Annotated in this window: 19 protein-coding genes and 1 pseudogene; 12 read left to right on the plus strand and 8 right to left on the minus strand. The window is 57.1% G+C overall.

The features are described 5' to 3' along the window. From PG888_RS04350 to PG888_RS04360, 3 genes are all read left to right on the plus strand, one after another. Positions 1–2,301 (plus strand): type I secretion C-terminal target domain-containing protein (locus PG888_RS04350; protein ID WP_270692855.1); only part of this gene is annotated, 2,301 nt, incomplete at its 5' end. Between the two features lie 86 nt (positions 2,302–2,387). Beyond that, a complete protein-coding gene (locus tag PG888_RS04355) occupies positions 2,388–2,948 on the plus strand; it encodes a hypothetical protein (RefSeq protein WP_182939399.1) in 561 nt (186 codons plus the stop codon). Positions 2,949–3,004: 56 nt separating this feature from the next. Continuing rightward, on the plus strand, positions 3,005–3,721 hold the full coding sequence (locus PG888_RS04360) for an SIMPL domain-containing protein (RefSeq protein WP_182939400.1): 717 nt from the start codon (positions 3,005–3,007) through the stop codon (positions 3,719–3,721). A gap of 55 nt (positions 3,722–3,776) precedes the next feature. On the opposite strand, the pseudogene PG888_RS04365 reads toward PG888_RS04360, so the two are convergent. The 4 genes and pseudogenes from PG888_RS04365 to PG888_RS04380 form a co-directional block, all read right to left on the minus strand. Beyond that, positions 3,777–5,114, minus strand: a pseudogene (locus PG888_RS04365) (IS4 family transposase). 186 nt (positions 5,115–5,300) lie between these two features. Beyond that, complete coding sequence (ahpF, locus tag PG888_RS04370; protein ID WP_182939404.1) at positions 5,301–6,881, minus strand: alkyl hydroperoxide reductase subunit F; 1,581 nt, start codon at positions 6,879–6,881, stop codon at positions 5,301–5,303. A 154-nt stretch (positions 6,882–7,035) separates the two neighbouring features. Beyond that, positions 7,036–7,602: an alkyl hydroperoxide reductase subunit C gene (ahpC, locus tag PG888_RS04375; RefSeq protein WP_011705621.1), complete on the minus strand. Its 567-nt coding sequence runs from the start codon at positions 7,600–7,602 to the stop codon at positions 7,036–7,038. A gap of 680 nt (positions 7,603–8,282) precedes the next feature. Continuing rightward, complete coding sequence (locus PG888_RS04380) at positions 8,283–8,729, minus strand: CBS domain-containing protein (RefSeq protein WP_042656350.1); 447 nt, start codon at positions 8,727–8,729, stop codon at positions 8,283–8,285. A 212-nt stretch (positions 8,730–8,941) separates the two neighbouring features. On the opposite strand from PG888_RS04380, the gene queA reads away from it, so the two are divergent. The 7 genes from queA to nlpI all read left to right on the plus strand — a co-directional run bounded on the left by queA (position 8,942) and on the right by nlpI (position 15,911). Then, positions 8,942–9,994, plus strand: coding sequence for a tRNA preQ1(34) S-adenosylmethionine ribosyltransferase-isomerase QueA (gene queA / locus PG888_RS04385; protein WP_182939405.1), 1,053 nt, complete (start codon positions 8,942–8,944; stop codon positions 9,992–9,994). A 74-nt stretch (positions 9,995–10,068) separates the two neighbouring features. Further along, complete coding sequence (gene tgt / locus PG888_RS04390; RefSeq protein WP_042063376.1) at positions 10,069–11,205, plus strand: tRNA guanosine(34) transglycosylase Tgt; 1,137 nt, start codon at positions 10,069–10,071, stop codon at positions 11,203–11,205. A gap of 52 nt (positions 11,206–11,257) precedes the next feature. Continuing rightward, positions 11,258–11,593, plus strand: a complete 336-nt coding sequence (gene yajC, locus PG888_RS04395; protein ID WP_042063375.1) for a preprotein translocase subunit YajC — start codon at positions 11,258–11,260, stop codon at positions 11,591–11,593. An 18-nt stretch (positions 11,594–11,611) separates the two neighbouring features. After that, entirely contained in the window at positions 11,612–13,465 is a 1,854-nt protein-coding gene (secD, locus tag PG888_RS04400) for a protein translocase subunit SecD (protein WP_042063373.1), read from the plus strand. 10 nt (positions 13,466–13,475) lie between these two features. Further along, positions 13,476–14,423 carry a protein translocase subunit SecF gene (gene secF / locus PG888_RS04405; protein ID WP_042656348.1) on the plus strand — a complete coding sequence of 316 codons (948 nt, stop codon included), beginning with the start codon at positions 13,476–13,478 and terminating at the stop codon, positions 14,421–14,423. 84 nt (positions 14,424–14,507) lie between these two features. Then, entirely contained in the window at positions 14,508–14,876 is a 369-nt protein-coding gene (locus PG888_RS04410) for a rhodanese-like domain-containing protein (protein WP_182939406.1), read from the plus strand. Positions 14,877–14,966: 90 nt separating this feature from the next. After that, positions 14,967–15,911 (plus strand): lipoprotein NlpI, encoded by a 945-nt coding sequence (gene nlpI / locus PG888_RS04415; RefSeq protein ID WP_287867858.1) that lies wholly within the window; start codon positions 14,967–14,969, stop codon positions 15,909–15,911. Positions 15,912–15,976: 65 nt separating this feature from the next. On the opposite strand, the gene PG888_RS04420 is transcribed toward nlpI, so the two are convergent. Together PG888_RS04420 and ubiU are read right to left on the minus strand one after the other, a co-directional pair. Beyond that, a complete protein-coding gene (locus tag PG888_RS04420; protein ID WP_182939407.1) occupies positions 15,977–16,849 on the minus strand; it encodes a U32 family peptidase in 873 nt (290 codons plus the stop codon). An 11-nt stretch (positions 16,850–16,860) separates the two neighbouring features. Then, entirely contained in the window at positions 16,861–17,856 is a 996-nt protein-coding gene (gene ubiU / locus PG888_RS04425) for a ubiquinone anaerobic biosynthesis protein UbiU (protein ID WP_075112705.1), read from the minus strand. A 189-nt stretch (positions 17,857–18,045) separates the two neighbouring features. On the opposite strand from ubiU, the gene ubiT reads away from it, so the two are divergent. After that, positions 18,046–18,579 carry a ubiquinone anaerobic biosynthesis accessory factor UbiT gene (gene ubiT, locus PG888_RS04430; RefSeq protein ID WP_139406249.1) on the plus strand — a complete coding sequence of 178 codons (534 nt, stop codon included), beginning with the start codon at positions 18,046–18,048 and terminating at the stop codon, positions 18,577–18,579. Here ubiT and PG888_RS04435 read toward each other — a convergent pair. Together PG888_RS04435 and PG888_RS04440 are read right to left on the minus strand one after the other, a co-directional pair. Next, a complete protein-coding gene (locus PG888_RS04435; protein ID WP_182939408.1) occupies positions 18,532–18,948 on the minus strand; it encodes a hypothetical protein in 417 nt (138 codons plus the stop codon). The two genes, ubiT and PG888_RS04435, sit on opposite strands and share 48 nt — an antisense overlap. Before the next feature lie 424 nt (positions 18,949–19,372). Continuing rightward, entirely contained in the window at positions 19,373–20,755 is a 1,383-nt protein-coding gene (locus PG888_RS04440) for an amino acid permease (RefSeq protein ID WP_005333893.1), read from the minus strand. 398 nt (positions 20,756–21,153) lie between these two features. Between PG888_RS04440 and PG888_RS04445 the strand changes: the two genes are divergently transcribed. Further along, positions 21,154–21,450 (plus strand): hypothetical protein, encoded by a 297-nt coding sequence (locus PG888_RS04445; protein WP_270692852.1) that lies wholly within the window; start codon positions 21,154–21,156, stop codon positions 21,448–21,450. Positions 21,451–21,620: the final 170 nt, after the last annotated feature.

Consider the following 21,620-nt stretch of genomic DNA (forward strand, 5'->3'; position numbering starts at 1 on the left):
GGCACGGTTGGGGTTAGCGCCGAGTTGAAGGGTGCCTTGCCGCACGCCATAGCCAACGGTGAAAACACCATCACCATTACCGGCATCACCGTTGTTGCTTCCGATGTCGATGGTGATTCGGCTACAGCAGCCGTCACGGTCAATGTTGTTGATGACGTGCCGACCGCAGCCAATCAGACCCAGTCTGGCCAGGCGGCGGTTAACCTGAACAGCAACCTGCTGATCGTGTTGGATGTCTCCGGTAGCATGGGTTATGACTCGGGTGTCGGCAGCATGGATCGCCTGCAAGTTGCGAAGAACTCGCTACTGGAATTGTTGGAACAGTACGATGCCCTGGGCGATGTGCGGGTCAGCTTTGTCACCTTTTCCTCGGGGGCAGATGTCGAGAGCACCTGGGTAACGGTCGCTGCCGCGAAGGCGGCCATTCTCGCCACCAGTGCCGACGGCAATACCAACTATGACGAGGCGCTGATAGACGCGATCAACGTCTATGACGATGCTGGCAAGCTGGCCACCGGCAACGTACAGAATGTCGCGTACTTCCTGTCTGACGGTTTCCCCAACAGGCCAACTGGTGACGCAGGTATCTCCAATGTGGCGGGTTCTGCTGCGGGCTGGCCAACGCCGTACTCCAACGGTGGCGTATCGGAGGAGCAGGCGTGGGTCAACTTTCTCACCGCTAATAACATCCGTGCATATGCATTGGGCATGGGGACCGGGGTGGATGCCACGGCGCTCGATCCGATTGCTTATAATGGAACTCCCAGCGGCGGCAATACCAATGCCATCGAGGTTGATGATCTGAATGACCTCACGGCAACCCTGGTGGCTACCGCTCAGGCATCGCCGATTCCAGGCAATCTAACATCCGGGGGTGGTTTCGGCGCTGATGGCGGTTTCGTTGGCAGTCTCGCGATTGCCGGCAAGACCTACACCTACGACAAGCTCACCAACACCTTTGTCGCTTCTGGTCCCGGTGCTAACAATGGCAGCCTGAGTGGAAACGTGTTGACGGTGACCATGGGTGGCGGCTCGAGCATCGCTGTGAACATGCTCACCGGGTCTTATACCTATACACCGCCGAGTGCCATCAGCTCGATTGTGGTGGCGACCATCGCCTTCACGCTCATCGACAATGATGGCGATGCAGCATCGGCCAACCTCAATATCAACATTACCCCCGGCCAGGGCGCGATGGTCATCCGCGATGATCTGGTGTTGACCAATGTGAACACTCAGTTGGGCGAAGATGTCATCAACATCCCAACCTGGGCACTGTTGGCCAATGACACAGGGCCGAACAGTGGACTGCTATCAGTCTTCAATGTGACGGATGGTACGAGTGGTGAGGTCGACCTTGTGGGTAGCGCTGTGGTCTTTACCGAGAACAGTGACAGCTCAAGTAATGGGGGCTCGTTCTCCTACAACACTTCCATCAACGGCAGCACAGCGCTGGACTCGGCAGTCGTGGATGTCACCCGCAGCGCCGGCTCCAATACGCTGAACGGTACCTTCCGCAATGAGATTCTGCTGGGGCAGGATGGCTCTGCAGATAAGCTCAACGGTGGTGATGGCGATGATGTACTGATCGGCTTGGGCGGCAACGATACCCTGGACGGAGGCTCTGGTAACGACATATTGGCTGGCGGGCTGGGTAACGACACTTTGATTGGCGGTACTGGTGTCGATACTGCGACCTACATCGACATCGGTGCCCTCGTGACCGTCAGCCTGAACACCGAGCTTCAGCAAAACACGAGCGGTGCGGGCCAGGATACCATCAGCGGAATCGAGAACCTGATTGGTTCCAACTTTGGCGATACCCTTACGGGTAACGGGAGTGCCAATGTGCTGTTCGGCGCGGGCGGCAATGACACCCTAGTTGGCCTGGGTGGTGATGACGTCCTGATCGGCGGTGAAGGTATCGATCTCCTAGTCGGTGGCAGCGGGAACGATATGCTGACAGGCGGGAGCGGCAAGGATACCTTCAAGTGGGGGGCGAGTGATGCCGGTGGTGTGGACGTTATCAAAGACTTCACAACCGGTGCCGGTGGAGATGTGCTGGATCTCAGCGAGTTGCTCACTGGTGAGCAACCCATCGCAGGCTCGCTGGATGCTTATCTCAACTTCAGTAGCGATGGTGCAGGGAAATCAACATTGACTATTGATTTGGATGGTACGAGTGGAGGAACCAGCCACGTCATAAAATTTGATAGTATTGACCTGACAACCTTGGGTAACAGTGACCTGCAGATCATTCAGAAGTTGTTGGATGATGGCAATCTGAAGGTTGATCCGTAACCTTGTCTCGGGGCCGGGCTTGCCTGGCCCCTGTTTTTTCCTCAAGGGGATGGATAAGATAGCGGCAGTAAAGGAGAGGGGTAATCATGCAGTCATTCAACTGGGTCGACATTGATGGCATCCGTTATAGCTGGGATGGGCAGGGGAACATTACCTGCGCCGGCCAGTTTGGCTATCAGGCCTCGATCGCGGGTGACCGGCTGGATGGGATGGAGATTGAGAATGAGGCCGGTGATGTAGCGGGCTCGCTCTATGTTGACTTTGCTGCGGCGTCTATCACCTATGTGCCTGTCATGGATACCGAGTCTGCCCATAACATGATTCTGGTGGGCCATGGTCAGGGCCAGCAGGAGTATCCGCTGGCGAGTTTTCACTCCCCGTTGTTGCACGATTTGCTGGGGCCGTCTGATACTATCGCCTGGTCTGCGATGGAGGAGGATAGTGGTGGCACCAATATCGGACAGGCAGTGCAAGGACACGTTCTGTCGTGGGACTCGTTTCATTTCGATGATGAGGTATTGGTCTGTGGTGCACCTCCGGCGCTGGATATGGCAAGCCAGAGCCAGGATCCCGGCAGCATGGTCACCATCAGCCTCGATCTGACCAATCAGATACTGGATCAGATCCCGCCACTGCACGATATATGAATCTCACTTTGCTGCGGGCATAATGGCCTCAATCTTGTTGATTGAGGCTTTTTTCTATGTGGCGTCCCCTTCTTACTCTTTCCGCTCTGGTTGTCAGTGCTCCGCTGCTGGCGATTGAAGTGCCGCAAGCGCCCCATCTGGTGGTGAGCGGTTATGCCGAGCAAAAGACCGAACCCGATATGCTCACCCTCAATGTGGCGGTGAGTGCACTGGATAAGCAGGGCCTCAAGGCCAAGCAACAGGTCGATACCAAGGTCGCAGCCTTTTTCAGCCAACTGGAGGGGTTGGGGATCAAGCGCAGCGATGTTGAGGCTGGCAACCTGATGGTCTCTCCAGAATATCAGTATGGCGAGAACAAGAAGCCGGTATTGCTGGGATACCGTGCCCAGCGGCAATTGGCGGTCAAACTCTATCAACTGGATAAATTGAGCCCCTTGATGGATATCGCTCTCAAAGCCGGGCTGGAGTCTGTATCCCAGATTGAGTACGGGTTGAAATCGCCTCACGTCATCAAGGAGCAGGCCCGTCTGAATGCCGTTGAGGACGCCAAAACCAAGGCTGAATCTCTGGCCAAGGCGTTCGGGATGAAGCTTGGCAAGGTGTACAGTGTGGAGTACCGCAACGCTTCGCCTATCACCGCCTACAGCCGCAACCTGAAGGCGGTGCAGGCCATGGGGATGGCTGCCCCCGCGCCGGATATGGCGGATAACAGTTATCAACAACAACAGATCACGGTAAGCGATAATATCGAGGCTGTTTTCTTGCTGGAGTGATCCCGTCGTTTAAGCCCGGTCATGAACAACCCCGCCATTTGCTGCGCAATGCTGTTCACTTAAGCGGAGCCGCATTGCGATCTACCGGAAAACGGGTCTTTGATATCTTCACCGCCCTGGGTCTCGATGGCCTGGGGCGTTTTTCTATGAATATGACACCTATGCAGCCCCGCAACTCCGCCAACCTCCGTGGCGTATGTGCTGGTGATAACGCGCCCGCCATCACTGCCATCTGGTTCGCGATGAACTGACAGGTAAACTTGAAGCTCACCTCATTAGGCGCGCGCTGATGAGCTACGGCGGCCTAGCTCGCCTCCCGCCTGACCAGATTGTATCCAAGCAGCAAACCCCACAGCTCCTGATAAACCAAGTCCACTTTCTTGCTTCTCAGCGTGATGGCGTTGTGTTGCATCGCGCTTTTGATATCCCGGTATCCCAGCTCGATTTCCCAGCGCTCGTGGTACAGGGTCGCCACCTGAGCTGCGCTGAATCGGGTTACGGGCAGGGAGGTAAAGACCGTTTTCTCCTTACCTGCCACCTCATAGGTCACTGCGCGAACTTGCCAGTGCGTCGGCAACTCGGGGTTTTTCTTGCGTGCCTGAGGCGAGACCGTCATTTGCAACAGACGGTCACCGTCGCCATAGTGCTCCAGTTCCGTGTATACCAGCCCCTTGCGTTCCGGGATGAGCCAGTGACGGTCGGTGTCTTCGGCCTGAATACGTAGCAACAGGTCGGCACCGAAGAAGCCTTTATCCAGCAGAGTCACCGATTTGTCCGGCAATGAGTGAATGAACTCGCTGGCCAGGGGGATCTCCCCTTTGCGGTACGGGCTGATGGCCGCGTTGGCAATGACATGCGAGCGGACATTCATGAGCGTGACCAACCGCAGCATCGGGTAGGGTGTCTGCCGGTTGGTTGAGGTGTTACCCGAGCCGAAATGCGCTCTGAGCTCAGGCATATCCTGGGTTCGGAACAGGGCCCCATCGATGGCGAAGACCTGTAAACCGTGCCAATGGTCTTGAGGATAACGTTCCCGCCCCCACACATCGGCGCACTGCTTGAACAGCCACTCGAGGGGCTGTTTGCCGAGTCGCTGACGGGCTTGAGACAGGGCACTGTCAGCGAGCAAGGCATCATTGGCCAACCCTTCTGCACAGATGTTGAGGCGCCGAGCGACCTCGGAGATGGGCTCATTGCGGAAAAAGGCCATTCCCACGACGAGCCACAAGACCATATCAGAAGGTAAGCGGCGTCGGCGGATAGTGGCCTTTTCAGACAAGGCGGCAGCGGCAGTAATCCATTCGTCGGGAATATGGTCGGCAAAAATGGCCAGCCGAGCCAGCATGTCGCCAGATGCCTCAATAACGTCGTTCAGGTCGTTTGCAATAGACATAAAAAAATCCGGAACCAGTGATTGGTTCCGGATTGTCCTACAGCAGAAGGATCGGTCAATGGATCCTTAACTGATCAGCATTGCGCCATTTGCTGCGGGGTTTTTATGTCGCATCGATGCAGATGTAAAAAAGCCGACGCTCGTGTTTACTTCACCGGGCGTCGGCTGTTTGTTGCGCGGGGTTTATCAGGCGGTAATGGCGTCAGCCTTGATCGCTTCCGGCGCCGGGTTGCGGATGAGGTAATCAAACGCACCCAGTGCGGCGGTGGCGCCGGCCCCCATGGAGATGATGATCTGCTTGAACGGTACCGTGGTGGCATCCCCTGCGGCGTAGACGCCGGACAGGGAGGTCGCGCCCTTGGTATCGATCTCGATTTCGCCAAAGCGGGTCAGGGCAATCTCGCTCCCTTTGAGGAACTCGGTATTCGGTACCAGACCGATCTGGACGAAGATGCCAGCCACCGCCAGGTGTTTGATCTCACCAGTGGTGCGATCTTCGTAATCCATGCCGACCACCTTGCTGCCATCACCGATCACCTCGGTGGTGCGGGCGCTCATGATGATGTCGATATTGCCCATGGAGCGAGCCTTCTTCTGCAGCACCTCATCGGCACGCAGGGTATCGGCAAACTCCACCACGGTCACATGCTCAACGATGCCAGCCAGATCGATGGCTGCCTCGATGCCGGAGTTACCACCACCGATTACCGCAACCCGTTTGCCCTTGAAGAAGGGGCCATCGCAGTGCGGGCAGTAGGCCACGCCCTTGGTGCGGTACTCGAGCTCGCCCGGTACGTTCAGGTCGCGCCAGCGGGCACCGGTTGCCAGGATCACGGCACGGCTCTTCAAGGTAGCGCCGGAGGCGAGATCCACGTTCACATAGCCATCTTTGCTGATGGCGGCGGCACGCTGCTCGGTGATCACTTCCACACCATATTGTTTGACGTGCTGTTCCAGGCTGGCGGCCAGCTTGGGGCCTTCGGTGTAGGGCACGGAGATAAAGTTCTCGATGCCGACGGTATCCATCACCTGACCACCGAAACGCTCGGCGACGATGGCGGTGCGAATGCCTTTACGAGCGGCATAGATGGCCGCTGCGGCGCCAGCCGGGCCACCGCCCACCACCAGCACGTCGTAGGGATCTTTCTCATTCAGCTCGGCGGCTTTGCGCTCGGCGGCTCCGGTGTCGAGCTTGGCGACGATCTCTTCCAGCGAGATGCGGCCCTGGCTGAATGGTTGACCGTTCAGGTAAACATTCGGTACTGCCATGATTTGACGTTCAGCGACCTCTTCCTGGAACAGGGCGCCGTCGATCATGGTGTGAGTGATGCCGGGGTTCAGGGTCGCCATCAGGTTCAGCGCCTGCACCACGTCCGGGCAGTTGTGGCAGGAGAGGGAGATATAGGTCTCGAAGTGGAACTCGCCCTTGAGATTGCGGATCTGCTCCTGTACGGCCGCATCGGCCTTGGACGGGTGGCCGCCGCTTTGCAGCAGGGCGAGCACCAGAGAGGTAAATTCATGACCCATGGGGATGCCGGCAAAGTGAACGCGCGGGGCTTGGCCCTGCGGTGCGACACTCATGGAAGGCTTGCGAGCGGCAGTGCCAGAGGTCTGGGTGATCTTGGGGGACATCTCGGCGATCTCGCTGGCCAGTGCCAGCAGCTCTGCAGATTTGTCGCTGTCGTTGCCGGACACGCTGATCTCGATGGGATTGACGATGTACTGCAGATAGGTGTTCAGCTGTTGTTTGAGGTTGGTATCCAACATCTTCGAATTCCTTCTTGTGATTGCGGGTCGGCGTGAAATTTGAGCCGGAAAGGTGACCGGCACATTTAACGCTGGCCGGAGCGCTGACCGGCGCATTTAACCGGGCCGGAAAGCAGACCGGCCCTGAAGCGGGCCGGTCTTGGAAGCGGGAGGCTTAGATCTTGCCTACCAGATCCAGGGACGGGGCCAGAGTGGCGTCGCCTTCTTTCCATTTAGCTGGGCACACTTCACCCGGGTGAGCGGCAACGTACTGAGCGGCTTTGACCTTGCGCAGCAGTTCCAGAGCGTCACGACCGATGCCGCCAGCGTTGATCTCGACGATCTGGATGATGCCCTGCGGGTCAATCACGAAGGTCCCGCGGTCAGCCAGACCAGCTTCTTCGATCATCACACCGAAGTTGCGGGTGATGGTACCAGTCGGGTCACCAATCATCGGGTACTGGATCTTCTGGATGGTGTCAGAAGTGTCGTGCCACGCTTTGTGGGTGAAGTGGGTGTCGGTAGAGACAGAGTAGATCTCGACGCCCAGCTTCTGGAATTCAGCATAGTTGTCAGCCAGGTCGCCCAGCTCGGTCGGGCAGACGAAGGTGAAGTCAGCCGGGTAGAAGAACACCACAGACCACTTGCCTTTCAGGTCAGCGTCAGACACCTGAACGAATTTGCCATTGTGGTAGGCGGTAGCATTGAACGGCTTGATTTCAGTGTTGATGTAGGTAGACATGTAATTGCTCCTTGGTGATGTACATATGCCGGTCTGGTGTTGAAGAGTCTTGCCAGACGAGGCGCTTAACTTTCGATGGATTCATCATAGGGGCTTTGGTTAATCGATAAAAGCCGCAATTTTGAATCGCTTAAATCTACTTATTAGATAGCTCACTATGGCTGTACCTAACATGAATATCTCTGGCGTACAGAGATAACTCCTTGTCGTGGTTCAATATCTGTGCGGTATATCGCCTTTTCAAGGCATGGCAAGCCGTGTGCAGCCGCGATGAGATAAACGGTGGAGCAAACAGGTGGCGCAGGAGGTTGAGTGAGCTGGTCGCAGCGATGGGGATGTGCTGACAAGGGGGATGCAGAAAACGCGGATAAAAAAATCCCGGCGCTATCGTAACGACAGGGCCGGGTCATCAAACAAGGAATGGCTATATAAACAAATGCTTTACAGCAAAGACTAACTACGGGGTGTGCAAACTTGCAGACATATGAGAGGAAGATAATGGGTGCACAATCCCTCGTCTCCCCCTCGGCAACTATTGCATGAGGGGGATAATAGTGTGACGCAGATCACAAGGCAAGCATTTGGTGTAATTTTTCAATCAAAATGAAAGTGTTTCATGATTTCAGCCTATTTTGACGGCTGAAAACGCTTTTATTGTAATTTAATTACAATTCTTGCAATCAAAAGTCGGTGGGTGGCTCCTGCTCTTCCATCAATTCCAGCAAGTTGATGGCCACGGCAATAAAGTCTGACTCGGTGACAATGCCGATCAGCTTGCGTCCTTTGAGTACCGGCAGGCAGCCATATTTGTGCCGCTGCAGGTAGAGTGCCGCCTCCTTGATACCGGCATGGGGATCCACACTCGCTACCTGGCGGGTCATGATCTCGTCGAGTTGCACGCTGTCGGTAAACTCGGCTTCCCGCTCCGGATTGATCAGCAACAGCTTGGATTCGCGGGTGGCCAGGATATCGGTAAGGGTCACCAGCCCCAACAAGTGGTGCTGCTCGTCGACGATGGGAATGTGGCGGATCCGCTCCTGCTGCATCAGGTCCATCGCCTGTTTGACACTGTTTTCCGGACCCAGAGTGAAGGGATGTTCGGTCATGATTTCGGATAGGGTCATCATGGTGGGCCTCCTTGTGTATCTGCTTTCACCCTAGCCCAGCCACCACTGGCAAAACATGATCAGGGTCAATACAGATCATTAAAGAATCATTAACCGGAGGCGTGTCTCAATATTGCTCGCTATCCCTTGTCTCTCTTGGGTTTTTGGTCTTTTGGGTTGCCTTGGAAGATGGGGATAACTAGACTAGCCGCCGATTCCCCCCGAGGTGAAAGATGCAAGTATCCGATTTTCATTTTGATCTGCCAGACGAGCTGATTGCCCGCTATCCGATGGCAGAGCGTACCGCCAGCCGCCTGTTGCAGCTCGATGGTCAAACTGGCGCCCTGCGCCACGGTCAATTTGTCGATGTGCTGGACCAGCTCAACCCCGGTGACCTGCTGGTATTCAACAACACCCGTGTCATTCCGGCGCGCATGTTTGGCCAGAAGGCTAGCGGCGGCAAGCTGGAGGTACTGGTGGAGCGTATTCTGGACCCGCACAGCGTGCTGGCCCATGTCCGTGCCTCCAAGGCGCCCAAACCCGGTACCCGGATGATCATGGACGGTGGCGTGGAGGCCGAGATGCGCGCCCGCCATGATGCCCTGTTCGAGATCCACTTCCTCGACCCGCGTCCGGTGCTGGAGATTTTGGAGGCCATCGGTCACATGCCGCTGCCCCCCTATATCGACCGTCCCGACGAGGATGCCGACAAGGAGCGCTACCAGACCGTTTACAATCAGAAGCCCGGCGCCGTTGCCGCGCCGACCGCCGGTCTGCACTTTGATGAGCCGCTGCTTGAGAAAATTCGGGCCAAAGGGGTTGAAACGGCCTTCGTCACCCTGCATGTAGGGGCGGGGACCTTCCAGCCGGTGCGGGTGGAGAAGATTGAAGATCACCATATGCACTCCGAGTATGCGGAAGTGCCGCAAGAGGTGGTGGATGCCATCGCGGCGACCCGTGCCCGTGGTGGCCGGGTGATCGCGGTGGGGACCACCTCGGTGCGTTCGCTGGAGAGTGCGGCCAAAGTCACCCTGGCGCAGGGCAAACCGCTGGCGCCCTTCTTCAGTGACACCGACATCTTCATCTTCCCTGGCTACCAGTTCCAGATTGTCGATGCCATGGTCACCAACTTCCACCTGCCGGAGTCGACCCTGATCATGCTGGTCAGCGCCTTTGCCGGTTATGACAACGTGATGGCGGCCTATCAGGCTGCCGTGGCCGAAAATTACCGTTTCTTCAGCTACGGGGACGCCATGTTCGTCACCCGTCGCCAGGCTGAGGCATAAGCTTCAGCGTATTTACCGGGCCGTGAGCGGCCCTCCTATTGTCAGACTGTTTATCTGACGCAGCCGAGGTAGCAATGAAATTTGAACTGAAAACCACCGACGGCCGTGCCCGTCGCGGTCAACTGGTGTTCGAACGTGGTGTGGTACAGACGCCGGCCTTTATGCCGGTCGGGACGTACGGCACCGTCAAGGGGATGACCCCTGAAGAGGTGCGTGAGTCCGGTGCCCAGATCCTGCTGGGTAACACCTTCCACCTCTGGCTGCGCCCGGGTCAGGAAGTGATGCGCGCTCACGGCGATCTGCACGACTTCATGAACTGGCAGGGCCCGATCCTGACCGACTCCGGTGGTTTCCAGGTATTCAGCCTGGGCGACATTCGCAAGATCACCGAAGCGGGCGTCCACTTCCGTCACCCCATCAATGGTGAGAAGATCTTCCTCGACCCCGAGAAGTCCATGGAGATCCAGTATGATCTGGGCTCCGACATCGTGATGATCTTCGACGAGTGCACGCCTTATCCGGCGACTTACGAAGAAGCGCGCAAGTCGATGGAGATGTCCCTGCGCTGGGGCAAGCGCTCCCGCGACAAGTTTGATGCGCTCGGCAACAAGAACGCCCTGTTCGGCATCATTCAGGGCTCGGTCTACGAAGATCTGCGGGATGTCTCCCTCAACGGCCTGCTGGAGATCGGCTTCGACGGTTATGCGGTCGGCGGTCTGGCGGTGGGTGAGCCCAAAGAGGATATGCACCGCATCCTCGAGCACGTCTGCCCGAAAATTCCGGCCGACAAGCCGCGTTACCTGATGGGTGTTGGCAAGCCGGAAGATCTGGTGGAAGGGGTGCGCCGCGGTATCGACATGTTCGACTGCGTGATGCCGACCCGCAACGCCCGCAATGGTCACCTGTTCACCACCGATGGCGTAGTGAAGATCCGCAACGCCAAGTATCGCAACGACACCAGCACCCTGGATGCGGATTGCGATTGCTACACCTGCAAGAACTACACCCGCAGCTATCTGTATCATCTGGACAAGTGCAACGAGATCCTCGGTGCCCGTCTGAATACGATTCATAACCTGCGTTACTACCAGCGTGTAATGCAAGGTTTGCGGGACGCGATCGAGCAGGGTAAATTAGACGACTTTGTAACAGAGTTTTACCGTCGGCAAGGGAAGCCTGTGCCTCCGCTAGCTGAAAAAGACGTGAAATAACAACGACATATAAGTTTTTTATCAAATCTACATCAAAACAAGAGGTTGTTAAATGAGCATTATCTCCAAGGCGTATGCAGAAGGCGCAGTTCCGGGTGCACAGGGTGGTGGTATGGAAATGATCATCATGCTGGCCGTGTTTGGCCTGATCTTCTACTTCATGATCTATCGTCCCCAGGCCAAACGCGCCAAGGATCACCGCAATCTGATGACCTCCTTGTCCAAGGGTGACGAAGTGCTCACTTCCGGTGGCCTGGTTGGCAAGATTGCCAAAGTGGCTGCCGATAGCGATTACCTGGTGATCGCCCTGAACGACCAGACTCAAGTCACCATCAAGAAAGACTTCGTCTCCGCCGTTCTGCCCAAGGGTTCTATCCAGTCCCTTTAATCTCCCAAGGAGCACAGCGTGTTGAATCGCTATCCGCTGTGGAAATACCTGATGGTGGTCTTCGTGATCGCCATCGGTTTTCTATATGCAGCCCCCAATCTTTACGGCGAAGATCCGGCCTTGCAGGTCTCTGCCAGCCGTGGTGCCGAAGTCAAGCTAGATACCCTTGACCTGGTGAAAGAGACCCTTGAAACGGCCAAGATCCCGGTCAAACATGCTGCATTCGAGCACGGTTTTATCCTGATCCGTTTCAAGAACACCGAAGACCAGCTCAAGGCGCGCGATATTGTTGCCAGCAAGCTGGGCGACAACTTCATTACCGCACTCAACCTGGCACCTTCTACTCCCGCCTGGCTCGAAGCCATCGGTGCGGCGCCTCTGAAGCTGGGTCTTGATCTGCGCGGTGGTGTGCACTTCCTGATGGAAGTGGACATGGCCGAGGCACTGACCAAGCAGCAAGAGCAGATGGTGCAGGATTTCCGCACCGAGCTGCGCAACCAGAAGATCCGTTACTCCGGCGTGCGCCGGACCGGCGATCAGGTGCAGGTGATCTTCCGTGATGAAGCGGATCAGGAACGCGCTGTTTCTCATCTGCGTCGTCAGAACCCTGATTTGACCTTCACCACCGAGCAGAAGGGGGATGAGTTCATCCTGCTGGCCGGTCTGAGCGAAGCCAAGATCAAGGAAGTGAAGAAGTACGCCCTCGAGCAGAACATCACCATCATCCGTAACCGGGTCAACGAACTGGGTGTGGCCGAGCCGCTGGTACAACAGCAAGGCGCCGAGCGCATTGTCGTTGAACTGCCCGGTATTCAGGATACCGCCCGCGCCAAGGAGATCCTGGGTGCCACCGCGACCCTGGAATTCCACATGGTGGATGAGGCGGCTGATATTCAAGCCGCTGCCGATGGTCGTGTCCCGCCCAGCTCCAAGCTCTACAACGATCGCAACGGTCGTCCTGTAGTGCTGCAAAAGCGGGTGATCCTGACCGGTGACCACATAGTGGGTGCCCAGTCCGGTTTCGACGAGTACAGCCGTCCCCAGGTCAACATCAAGCTTGATGGCCAGGGTGGCAACAAGATGGCCAACTTTACCAAGGACAACGTCGGTAAAGGGATGGCGACCGTGTTCATCGAGTACAAGCCGGTCGGTCAGCCGGGTCCGGATGGCAAGCGCAAGTTCCGCAAGCAGGAGGAGGTGATCAACGTCGCCACCATCCAGTCGCGCCTTGGCAGCCAGTTCCGTATCACCGGTATCGACAACGCCAACGAAGCCCACAACCTGGCGCTGCTGCTGCGTGCCGGTGCCCTGATCGCCCCGATCCAGATCGTGGAAGAGCGCACCATTGGCCCGAGCCTGGGTCAACAGAACATCGACAGCGGTATGGAAGCCATCGGCTGGGCCATGTTGGTGATCGTGCTGTTCATGGGGATCTACTACCGCGCGTTCGGCTGGGTCGCCAACCTGGCGCTCTGTATGAACCTGGTGTTGATTGTCGGCATCATGTCGATGATCCCGGGCGCCACCATGACGCTGCCGGGTATCGCCGGTATCGTGCTGACGCTGGGTATGGCGGTGGATGCCAACGTGCTGATCTACGAGCGTATTCGTGAAGAGATCCGCAACGGTCGCGGTGTTCAGCAAGCCATCCATCTGGGCTTTGATAGGGCATTCTCCACCATCGCCGACTCCAACGTTACCTCGCTGATCACGTGCGTGATCCTGTTCGGTATCGGTACTGGCGCCATCAAGGGCTTTGCCCTGACGCTGGGCATTGGTCTGACCGCCTCCATGTTTACTGCCATCACAGTTTCCCGTGCCATTATCAACCTGGCTTGGGGTGGACGGCGCATCGACAAGCTGCCCATCTGAGGATAGAGAGATGTTTCAGATTCTACATTTTGAAAAACCGATCCCGTTTATGCGCTATGCCAAGCCGGGTGTGGTTTTCTCTTCCGTGCTGATGGTGATTGCCCTGTTCTTCCTGTTTGATCGGGGTCTGAACTGGGGTCTGGACTTTACCGGTGGTACCACCATCGAGGTGGGGTTCCAGCAGTCGGTGAGCCTGGACAAGATCCACGACGCACTGGAAGAGCAGAAGATTGAAGGGGCAACCCTGCAACACTTTGGCTCCAGCCGTGACGTGCTGTTCCGCCTGACCCCGAAAGAGGGGGTCAAGGTAGAACAACAGGGTAACGAAGTGCTGGCGGCGGCCAAGCTGCTTGACGAGGGCGCTGTGCTCAAACGCGTCGAGTTTGTCGGCCCTTCCGTGGGTGATGAACTGGCGACAGACGGTGCGCTGGCCATGCTGGCCTCCATCCTCTGTATCCTGGCCTATGTGGCGGTGCGCTTCGAGTGGCGTCTGGCGCTGGGGGGTATTCTCTCTCTGGTGCACGACGTGGTGATCACCCTGGGCGTGTTCGCCTACTTCCAGTACGAGTTCGACCTGACCGTGCTGGCGGCGTTGATGACCCTGGTGGGTTACTCCCTGAACGATACCATAGTGGTGTTCGACCGCCTGCGGGAGAACTTCCGCAAGGTGCGTAAAGGGGATACCGACTACATTCTCGATCTCTCCATGACAGAGACCCTGAGTCGTACCATCATCACCTCCGGCCTCACCTTTATCGTGGTGCTGGCGCTGCTGCTCAAGGGCGGTGCGCTGATCCACGGCTTTGCCGTGGCCATGGTGATCGGTGTGGCGTTCGGTACCTACTCCTCCATCTATGTGGCGAGTTCGTTTGCCATGTTCCTCGGCGTCAAGCGCGAGCACATGCTGCCGACCCAGGTAGAGAAAGAGGGTGCGGACCAACAGGAAATCCTGCCGTAACAGTGAAGAGCGCCTGATGGCGCTCTTTTCTTATCTCTGCGTGTCGTTTGCTGACGCACATGATTCAAGCAACAGGAGTTTGTCATGCATCATAATCCCCGTTTTTTGGCGCTGGTTGACGGGATCCGCTCCCGTGTCACCGAAACCGATGTTCACCAGATCAAGCACTGGCAGGATGAAGGGCGCACGTTTCAGCTGATCGACGTGCGGGAAGAGAGCGAGTGGGCCAAGGGCCACCTGCCCGGCGCCCGTTATCTTGGCCGTGGGGTGATCGAGCGGGATATCGAGACCCTGTTCCCGGATCCCGAGACCGAGCTCTACCTCTATTGTGGCGGTGGTTTTCGCTCCATTCTGGCAGCGGACAACCTGCAACAGATGGGTTATCGCAAGGTGATCAGCGTAGACGGCGGTTTTCGCGGTTGGCTGGAGGCCGGATACCCTGTCGAATCCTGATTTATTTGAGGTAGAGGGGCACAGCTACATGACAAAGTGGCAGTTGACCTTTACCATATGCGGGGTCAAGCGTAAGCGTCGGAGTGTTCATTGAACGTCAGGAAAGGGATTGGATACCTCCTTGGTATCCTGTTGTTGCTTCCCATGTGGGGTTGCAGCAGTAGCAGTCAGGTTAACACCCCCAAGGTTCCCAAGCCGCAGCCTGCTTCACTGGTTTTGGCGACCCCCCTGCAGGTCTCCTACCAAAGCGAGCTGGCGTTGGCGCGACTCGGGCAGATGCTCAGTGAAATGGAACTGACCACCGAACAGCGGGCAGAGTTGTTCTATGAGCGTGCCGTGGTGTTTGATCGCGTTGGCCTGCGTTCCCTCGCGCGGCTCGATTTCAACCGTGCCCTGCGGGAGAAGCCGGATTTCGCCGAAGCCTACAACTTCATCGGCGTCTATCTGGTACAGCAGCAGAATTACGACGAAGCCTATGATGCGTTCGATTCCGCCCTCGAACTGGCGCCGGACTATGACTATGCCTATCTCAACCGTGGCATCGCCCTCTATTACGGCAACCGTCCCGAGCTGGCCGCGGCCGACATGAAGCGTTTCTACGAGGCGCAGCCGGAAGACCCCTATCGGGTGATCTGGCTCTATCTGGCCGAGCAGAAACTCGACCCGTCGGCAGCCATGAGCCGGATGCGCGAGCGTCTCAACAAGTACGATGACGATGCCTGGAACTGGGATCTGGTGCGCCTTTATATCGGCGAGATCAACGCTTCCCAGCTGATGGGCAACGTGGTGAAGGGGGTGAAGGATAACCGGGAGCTCGCCGAGCGCCTGTGCGAAACCTACTTCTATCTGGGCAAGTTCGAGCTGGGTAAAGGCAACCGCAAGGAAGCCATCAGTTACTTCAAGCTGGCGCTCTCCAACAACGTCTACGACTTTATCGAGCACCGCTATGCGCTGCTGGAACTGGAGCTGATGGCGCGCAAACCCTTGCCGCCAGGCGCCCAGAGCGCCCGCAGCAAGAGTGATCAACCCTCCTGATCCACTGTGTTATCGTTGTAAAAAAGGCCTCGCGATGAGGCCTTTTTGTTGGGCGAATGGCGGGCTTATTCCACCAGGCTCATGCCGGGGATCTGGCGCCAGTAGCCGTTGCAGTCGCGATCCTGCTGCAGAGCGAGGGGATGATTGCCCTGCTGGTTAGCCTTGAAGCGGGCCAGCATCTCCAGCGTCTCCATCCCTTGTGGCGAGAGCCTGACCACATCCACCAGACCTGCCATGTCTGCCAGCTCGTTGCCCAGGTTGTAGCAGTAGCCGGACTGGGTCTGGATCCCGTTGAGATTGAACACCCGCTGCCCCTCGCGGCTGTTGGCCAGTCGTCCGGTGGGGTAGTTGATGCAGGCGAGCTCGCAGTTGTCCTTGGGCTTGTCGAGGGAGCGGGCGGTGAAGCAGCGCGCCGAGTAGGCGAGCGGCAGATGGCCGTAGGCAAACACCTCCACCTCGAACTGGTCGCGCAGGGACCCCAGATCCTGATTGAGCTGGATCAGCCAGTCACGGGAGAGCTCCACCGGCATGACCCAGCGTTTCATCCCCTGTTTGAGCAGCATGCGCAGCACATCGGCGTTATAGGCGTTGATGGCGGGGCCACAGACAAACGGGATCCCTGCCTCCCAGGCGAGTTGTACCGTACCGAGATCGTTGGCTTCGACCATAAGATCGCCATTGTCGACCAGCCGCTTCACCTCCTTGAGTTCGGAAGGGGCGGAGATGAGGGCAAGGGTCGAGAGCACTACCTGCTTGCCGGAGCTGGCGACCTGACGGGCCAGCGCAATCCAGTCATCGACTTTGAGTTCGCGTCGCTTGCTGCAGACGGTCTCCCCCAGATAGATGATGTCGGCCTGGCTGTCGGCCGCGGCATGGTAAAAGGCCTCGGTATCGGCTTTGGGCCAGTAGAAGAGCAGAGGCCCGAGAGAAAATTGCATGGGTGGACTCCTTATTGCCACTGACGATGATAGGCGCCGAGGGTAGTCTGGCTACCTTCGGAGACGCGGGCGAGCTGGGCATCCCACTCAGGCTTGACCTGATAGGCTTCGGGATTGGCCTGATAGGCATCGATGGCCGCACGCCAGACCCGGGTCACCTGCTCCACATAGGCGGGGCTGCGCTGGCGCCCTTCAATTTTGACCGACTGGATCCCGGTCTGGAACAGCTCGGGCAACAGGCCAAGGGTATTGAGACTGGTTGGCTCTTCCAGCGCGTGGTAGGTCTGGCCATCGACGTCGAAACGCCCCTTGCACAGGGTCGGATAGCCAGCATTTTCACCCGGGCCGTAGCGGTCGATCAGCACCTCGTTGAGCCGTGACTCGAGGCCGCTTGGGGTCTCTTCCCAGCGGACGAACTTGGCCGGTGAACAGGCGCCGACCGTGTTGGGGCTCTCGCCAGTCATGTAGGAGGAGAGATAGCAGCGACCCTCGGCCATGATGCAGAGGCTGCCAAAAGCGAACACCTCGAGGCCAACATCGGTCTCGCGGGCCAGTTGTTTGACCTGATGCATGGAGAGCACCCGGGGCAGCACCACCCGTTTGACATTAAATTGCTGCTGATAGAAGCGAATGGCTGCGGCATTGGTGGCGCTGGCTTGCACCGAGACATGGAGTTCCATCTCGGGATAGTGGCGGCTGGCATAGTCCAGCACCGCCAGATCGGCGATGATCAGGGCATCGGCACCGAGGGCCACCCCGCGATCAACCGCCTGTTTCCATCGTGCATCGGCCCCGGGATGGGCAAAGGTGTTGATGGCAATATGTAGTTTGCGACCATGTTGATGCACATAATCCACCGCCTTCTCCAGTTTGCTGTCGGTAAAGTTGAGACCGGCAAAGTGGCGGGCATTGGTGTCATCCTTGAAACCGATATAAACGGCATCGGCCCCGTTATCCACGGCGGTTTTCAGTGCCGGCAAACTGCCTGCCGGACAGAGTAATTCCATTGGTACGCTCCGAGAGTGCATATGAAGGGCAAACGAGCCCTGATTGTATGCAGCCATGCACTCCCGCTTTTTGACCTGAGGCAGCTTTGTGTGGCTTTACCCTTCTTGAGGTAACCCTGCACAAGTTTGATTTCCAACAGGATCTTGCCCCTCGCCCTGTGTTTGAATGCGCAAAAAAGGGAGTCTATCGTGTTTCAACAACTGCAACGCCGCCTGGTCGAACAGGCTCCGCGCTTCTTGCGCCATCCCCTCAAGCTGGTTCCCTTCAATCTGCAAAAGCAGTTGATGGAGAGTTTGCTGGCCAGGGTCTTCAAAGAGGCCATCGCAGATGGCGATTTCGCGTTTCTGGCAGACAAGTGGCTGAAAGTCGACGTCTCTGATCTGGAGCTCTGCTGGTTTATCAGTGAGCAGAACGGCCAGTTGGTGGTGGCGCGCGAGTGTGACAAGGCCGATGTCTGCTTCAGCGGCACTGCCAACGACCTTATTCTGATTGCCGGTCGCAAAGAGGATCCGGATTCGCTCTTTTTCCAGCGCAAGCTGAAGATAGAAGGGGATACCGAACTGGGTCTTGAGGTGAAAAACCTGATGGACAGTCTGGATCTCGATGGCTTGCCGAGCCTGATGAAGTATCCCCTGATGGATCTGGCGACGTTTATCGAACGCGCCCGCACCGAGTCAGCGCAGGCTCCGGTGCAGGCGGCGCCGAGCGGGATCCCGTCTTAAGTGGACAATCACCCCGTGGGCATGGCGGCGATAATGGTGCCGTGCCCAGAGGCAACGACAGGCCCACAGACAGGGTACCAAGGCGATGAGTGCCGCAGGGGCGGGCAGCTGTGACATGGCCAGCCCCGCAGCCAGCCAGATGAAGGGCTGCGCTTCATACAGCCACTCCGGCTGCAGCCAGCGTTTGCTCGGAAAGATAATCAGGTCGGTACGCCGGTAGCTGGAGCGCATCATCCAGGTCACCGCCCCGGCGATAAACAACAAGGTGCCAGCAAACCAGAGCAGGGGCTGTTCACCCAACATAATGATGGCAATAGCCATCAGCAGGTAGAGGCTGGGCAATCTCTCATAGATAAAGGGAGGAAGCATGGCGTTGTGTCTCCTGTGCCGTTAACCGGATATCCATCAAGTTTAGTTTCTCTCTCTCACTTCCCTCATGCTGGTTTGTTATACAAACAGACGGTTTTGTTCTGAAATTGGACTGACCCCGCCCGAGCAGACGATCCAGCCCTAGAGTTTGAGCATAGGAGGAGCATATGGGCACACCACGATTTACATCTGAATATAAAGAGGAAGCTGTGCGTCAGATCACTGAGCGTGGTTACTCAGTGGCATAGGTCTGTAGTGGTCTACCTGGATCTCGGCCCACATCCTTATCGCACTTATCGCACTTATCGCACTTATCGCACTTATCGCACTTATCGCACTTATCGCAGGCAGGATGACTGATATGAACAATAAAAAACGCCGATCATCCGATCGGCGTTTGCATTGATGTCGCTAGCTGCGGGAATTAACCCAGATTGGCTGCAACCTTGCTTTGGGCTTGTCCTTTGCGCTTGATGACAAAGCCGATGCCCAGTACCACCAGCCAGGCGGGGATCAGTTCGACCGAGATGCGGAAATCGGGGGTCATGTACATGATTACCAGGATGCCAGCCATAAAGGCGAGGCAGAGGTAGTTACCGAAGGGGTACCAGAACGCCTTGAACTTGGGCTGGACACCTTCTGCGACCTTGGCCTTGCGGAACTTGAGGTGCGCCAGGCTGATCATTGCCCAGTTGATCACCAGTGCGGAGACCACCAGTGCCATCAGCAGGCCGAAGGCCTTACCCGGCATCAGGTAGTTGATCAGCACGCAGAGCAGGGTGGCGATGGCCGAGACCGAGAGGGCGACCAGCGGTACGCCGCTCTTGTTGGTCTTGAGCAGGGCTTTCGGGCCGTTGCCTTGTTTGGCCAGACCGAACAGCATCCGGCTGTTGCAGTAGACGCAGCTGTTGTAGACCGACAGTGCTGCCGTCAGCACCACGATGTTGAGTACGGTGGCGACCAGATTGCTGTCCAGTGCGTGGAAGATCATCACGAACGGGCTGCCGCCTTCCACCACTTTACCCCAGGGGTAGAGGGACATCAGAATCGCCAGGGCGCCGATGTAGAAGATGAGGATGCGGTAGATCACCTGATTGGTGGCCTTGGGAATGCTCTTCTCGGGGTTGTCAGCTTCGGCGGCAGTAATGCCCACCAGCTCCAGACCGCCAAAGGAGAACATGATCACCGCCATCGCCATCACCAGACCGCTGATGCCGTTGGGGAAGAAGCCCCCTTGTGCCCACAGGTTGGTGACGCTCGCCTCGGGGCCGCCGGCACCAGAGATGAGCAGATAGCCGCCAAAGCCAATCATGCCGATAATGGCGACCACCTTGATGATGGCGAACCAGAACTCCATCTCGCCAAACGCTTTGACGTTGGAGAGGTTGATGGCGTTGATCAGCACGAAGAAGAAGGCTGCCGACATCCAGGTCGGGATCTCGGGCCACCAGTACTGGACATAGATGCCCACGGCGGTCAGCTCGGCCATGCTCACCAGCACGTAGAGCACCCAGTAGTTCCAGCCGGACGCAAAACCGGCAAACTCGCCCCAGTATTTGTAGGCAAAGTGGCTGAAGGAGCCGGCTACCGGCTCTTCCACCACCATTTCACCGAGCTGGCGCATGATCAGGAAGGCGATAAAGCCGCCGATGGCGTAGCCCAGCAGGACCGAGGGGCCCGCCATCTTGATGGTTTGGGCAATGCCCAGAAAGAGGCCGGTGCCGATGGCGCCGCCCAAAGCAATCAACTGAATGTGGCGGTTTTTAAGGCCGCGCTTCAGCTCCTCACCGTCTTGTTTCAAATCCATGGGTCTGTCCTTACGTCTCTGTTGTCTCTGGTCGGTGTTGGGCTCATCCTGAGCAGGCCGCAGTGCGTAGCCAAAACCTGACGAAAGCTGTATTTATTTCGTTACACCATGCCATTTTCAATTTTTAGTGTTGGCTGGCAACCGAAGCAGAATAGTGATAATTCGCCATGAATGCACCTTTTTTCCATCTCTAATGGCCGTATTTTGTACCGCTGGCAGCTTTTTCATGATCTGAAGAGGCTTGTTGGTAGTTTTTGGTTGATGTTTGCGCAATCGAATTCTGTTTTGTTGACATTTGGTGCTATCCGTGAGCTTTTGTGGTGCTGGGTCATAGGTGGATGCAAATGATGCCAAACAAGCGAGAGTGCAGGGAAGAATGCAGGGAAGAGTGCAGGGAGTTGGAGCACAGGGAACGCAAAAGCGTGCTGCAACAAGGGGTTGGCCGGGGAGTGTTGGTGGCGCTCTGGTTAGGGATTGCCGCCAGTCCGCTGTTGTTGCTGGTGGCCGCGACCATGTTGCTGGGCTGGCTCTCGCTCGGTGATCAGGGGTTGCTGCACTACTGGCAGCCGCTGTTGCTGGTTGGCGGGGTAACGGGTGCTGTTGCTGGTGGTTGGTTGGCAGAGCGGGTTCGCCTGCGCCACGGGTTGCTGGCCTTCTATGCCCGACTGATGAACAACCCTGAGCTCAATCGTTAATCAAGTCTGGCTGTTCGCAGAGCAGAGCACAGTAGAGCAGAGTGGCACAGAACGGCGGCTAACGGGCGCTGGTGACAAGCGCGCAATGACAAGGTTGGCAAGAGAAGGGATAAGCATTTGTGGTGCTTATCCCTTTTTTATCCACGCTTTTCGCTGTCATCTATGCAAAC

Source organism: Aeromonas sp. QDB23, from assembly GCF_027707745.1.
GTDB lineage: Bacteria > Pseudomonadota > Gammaproteobacteria > Enterobacterales > Aeromonadaceae > Aeromonas > Aeromonas allosaccharophila.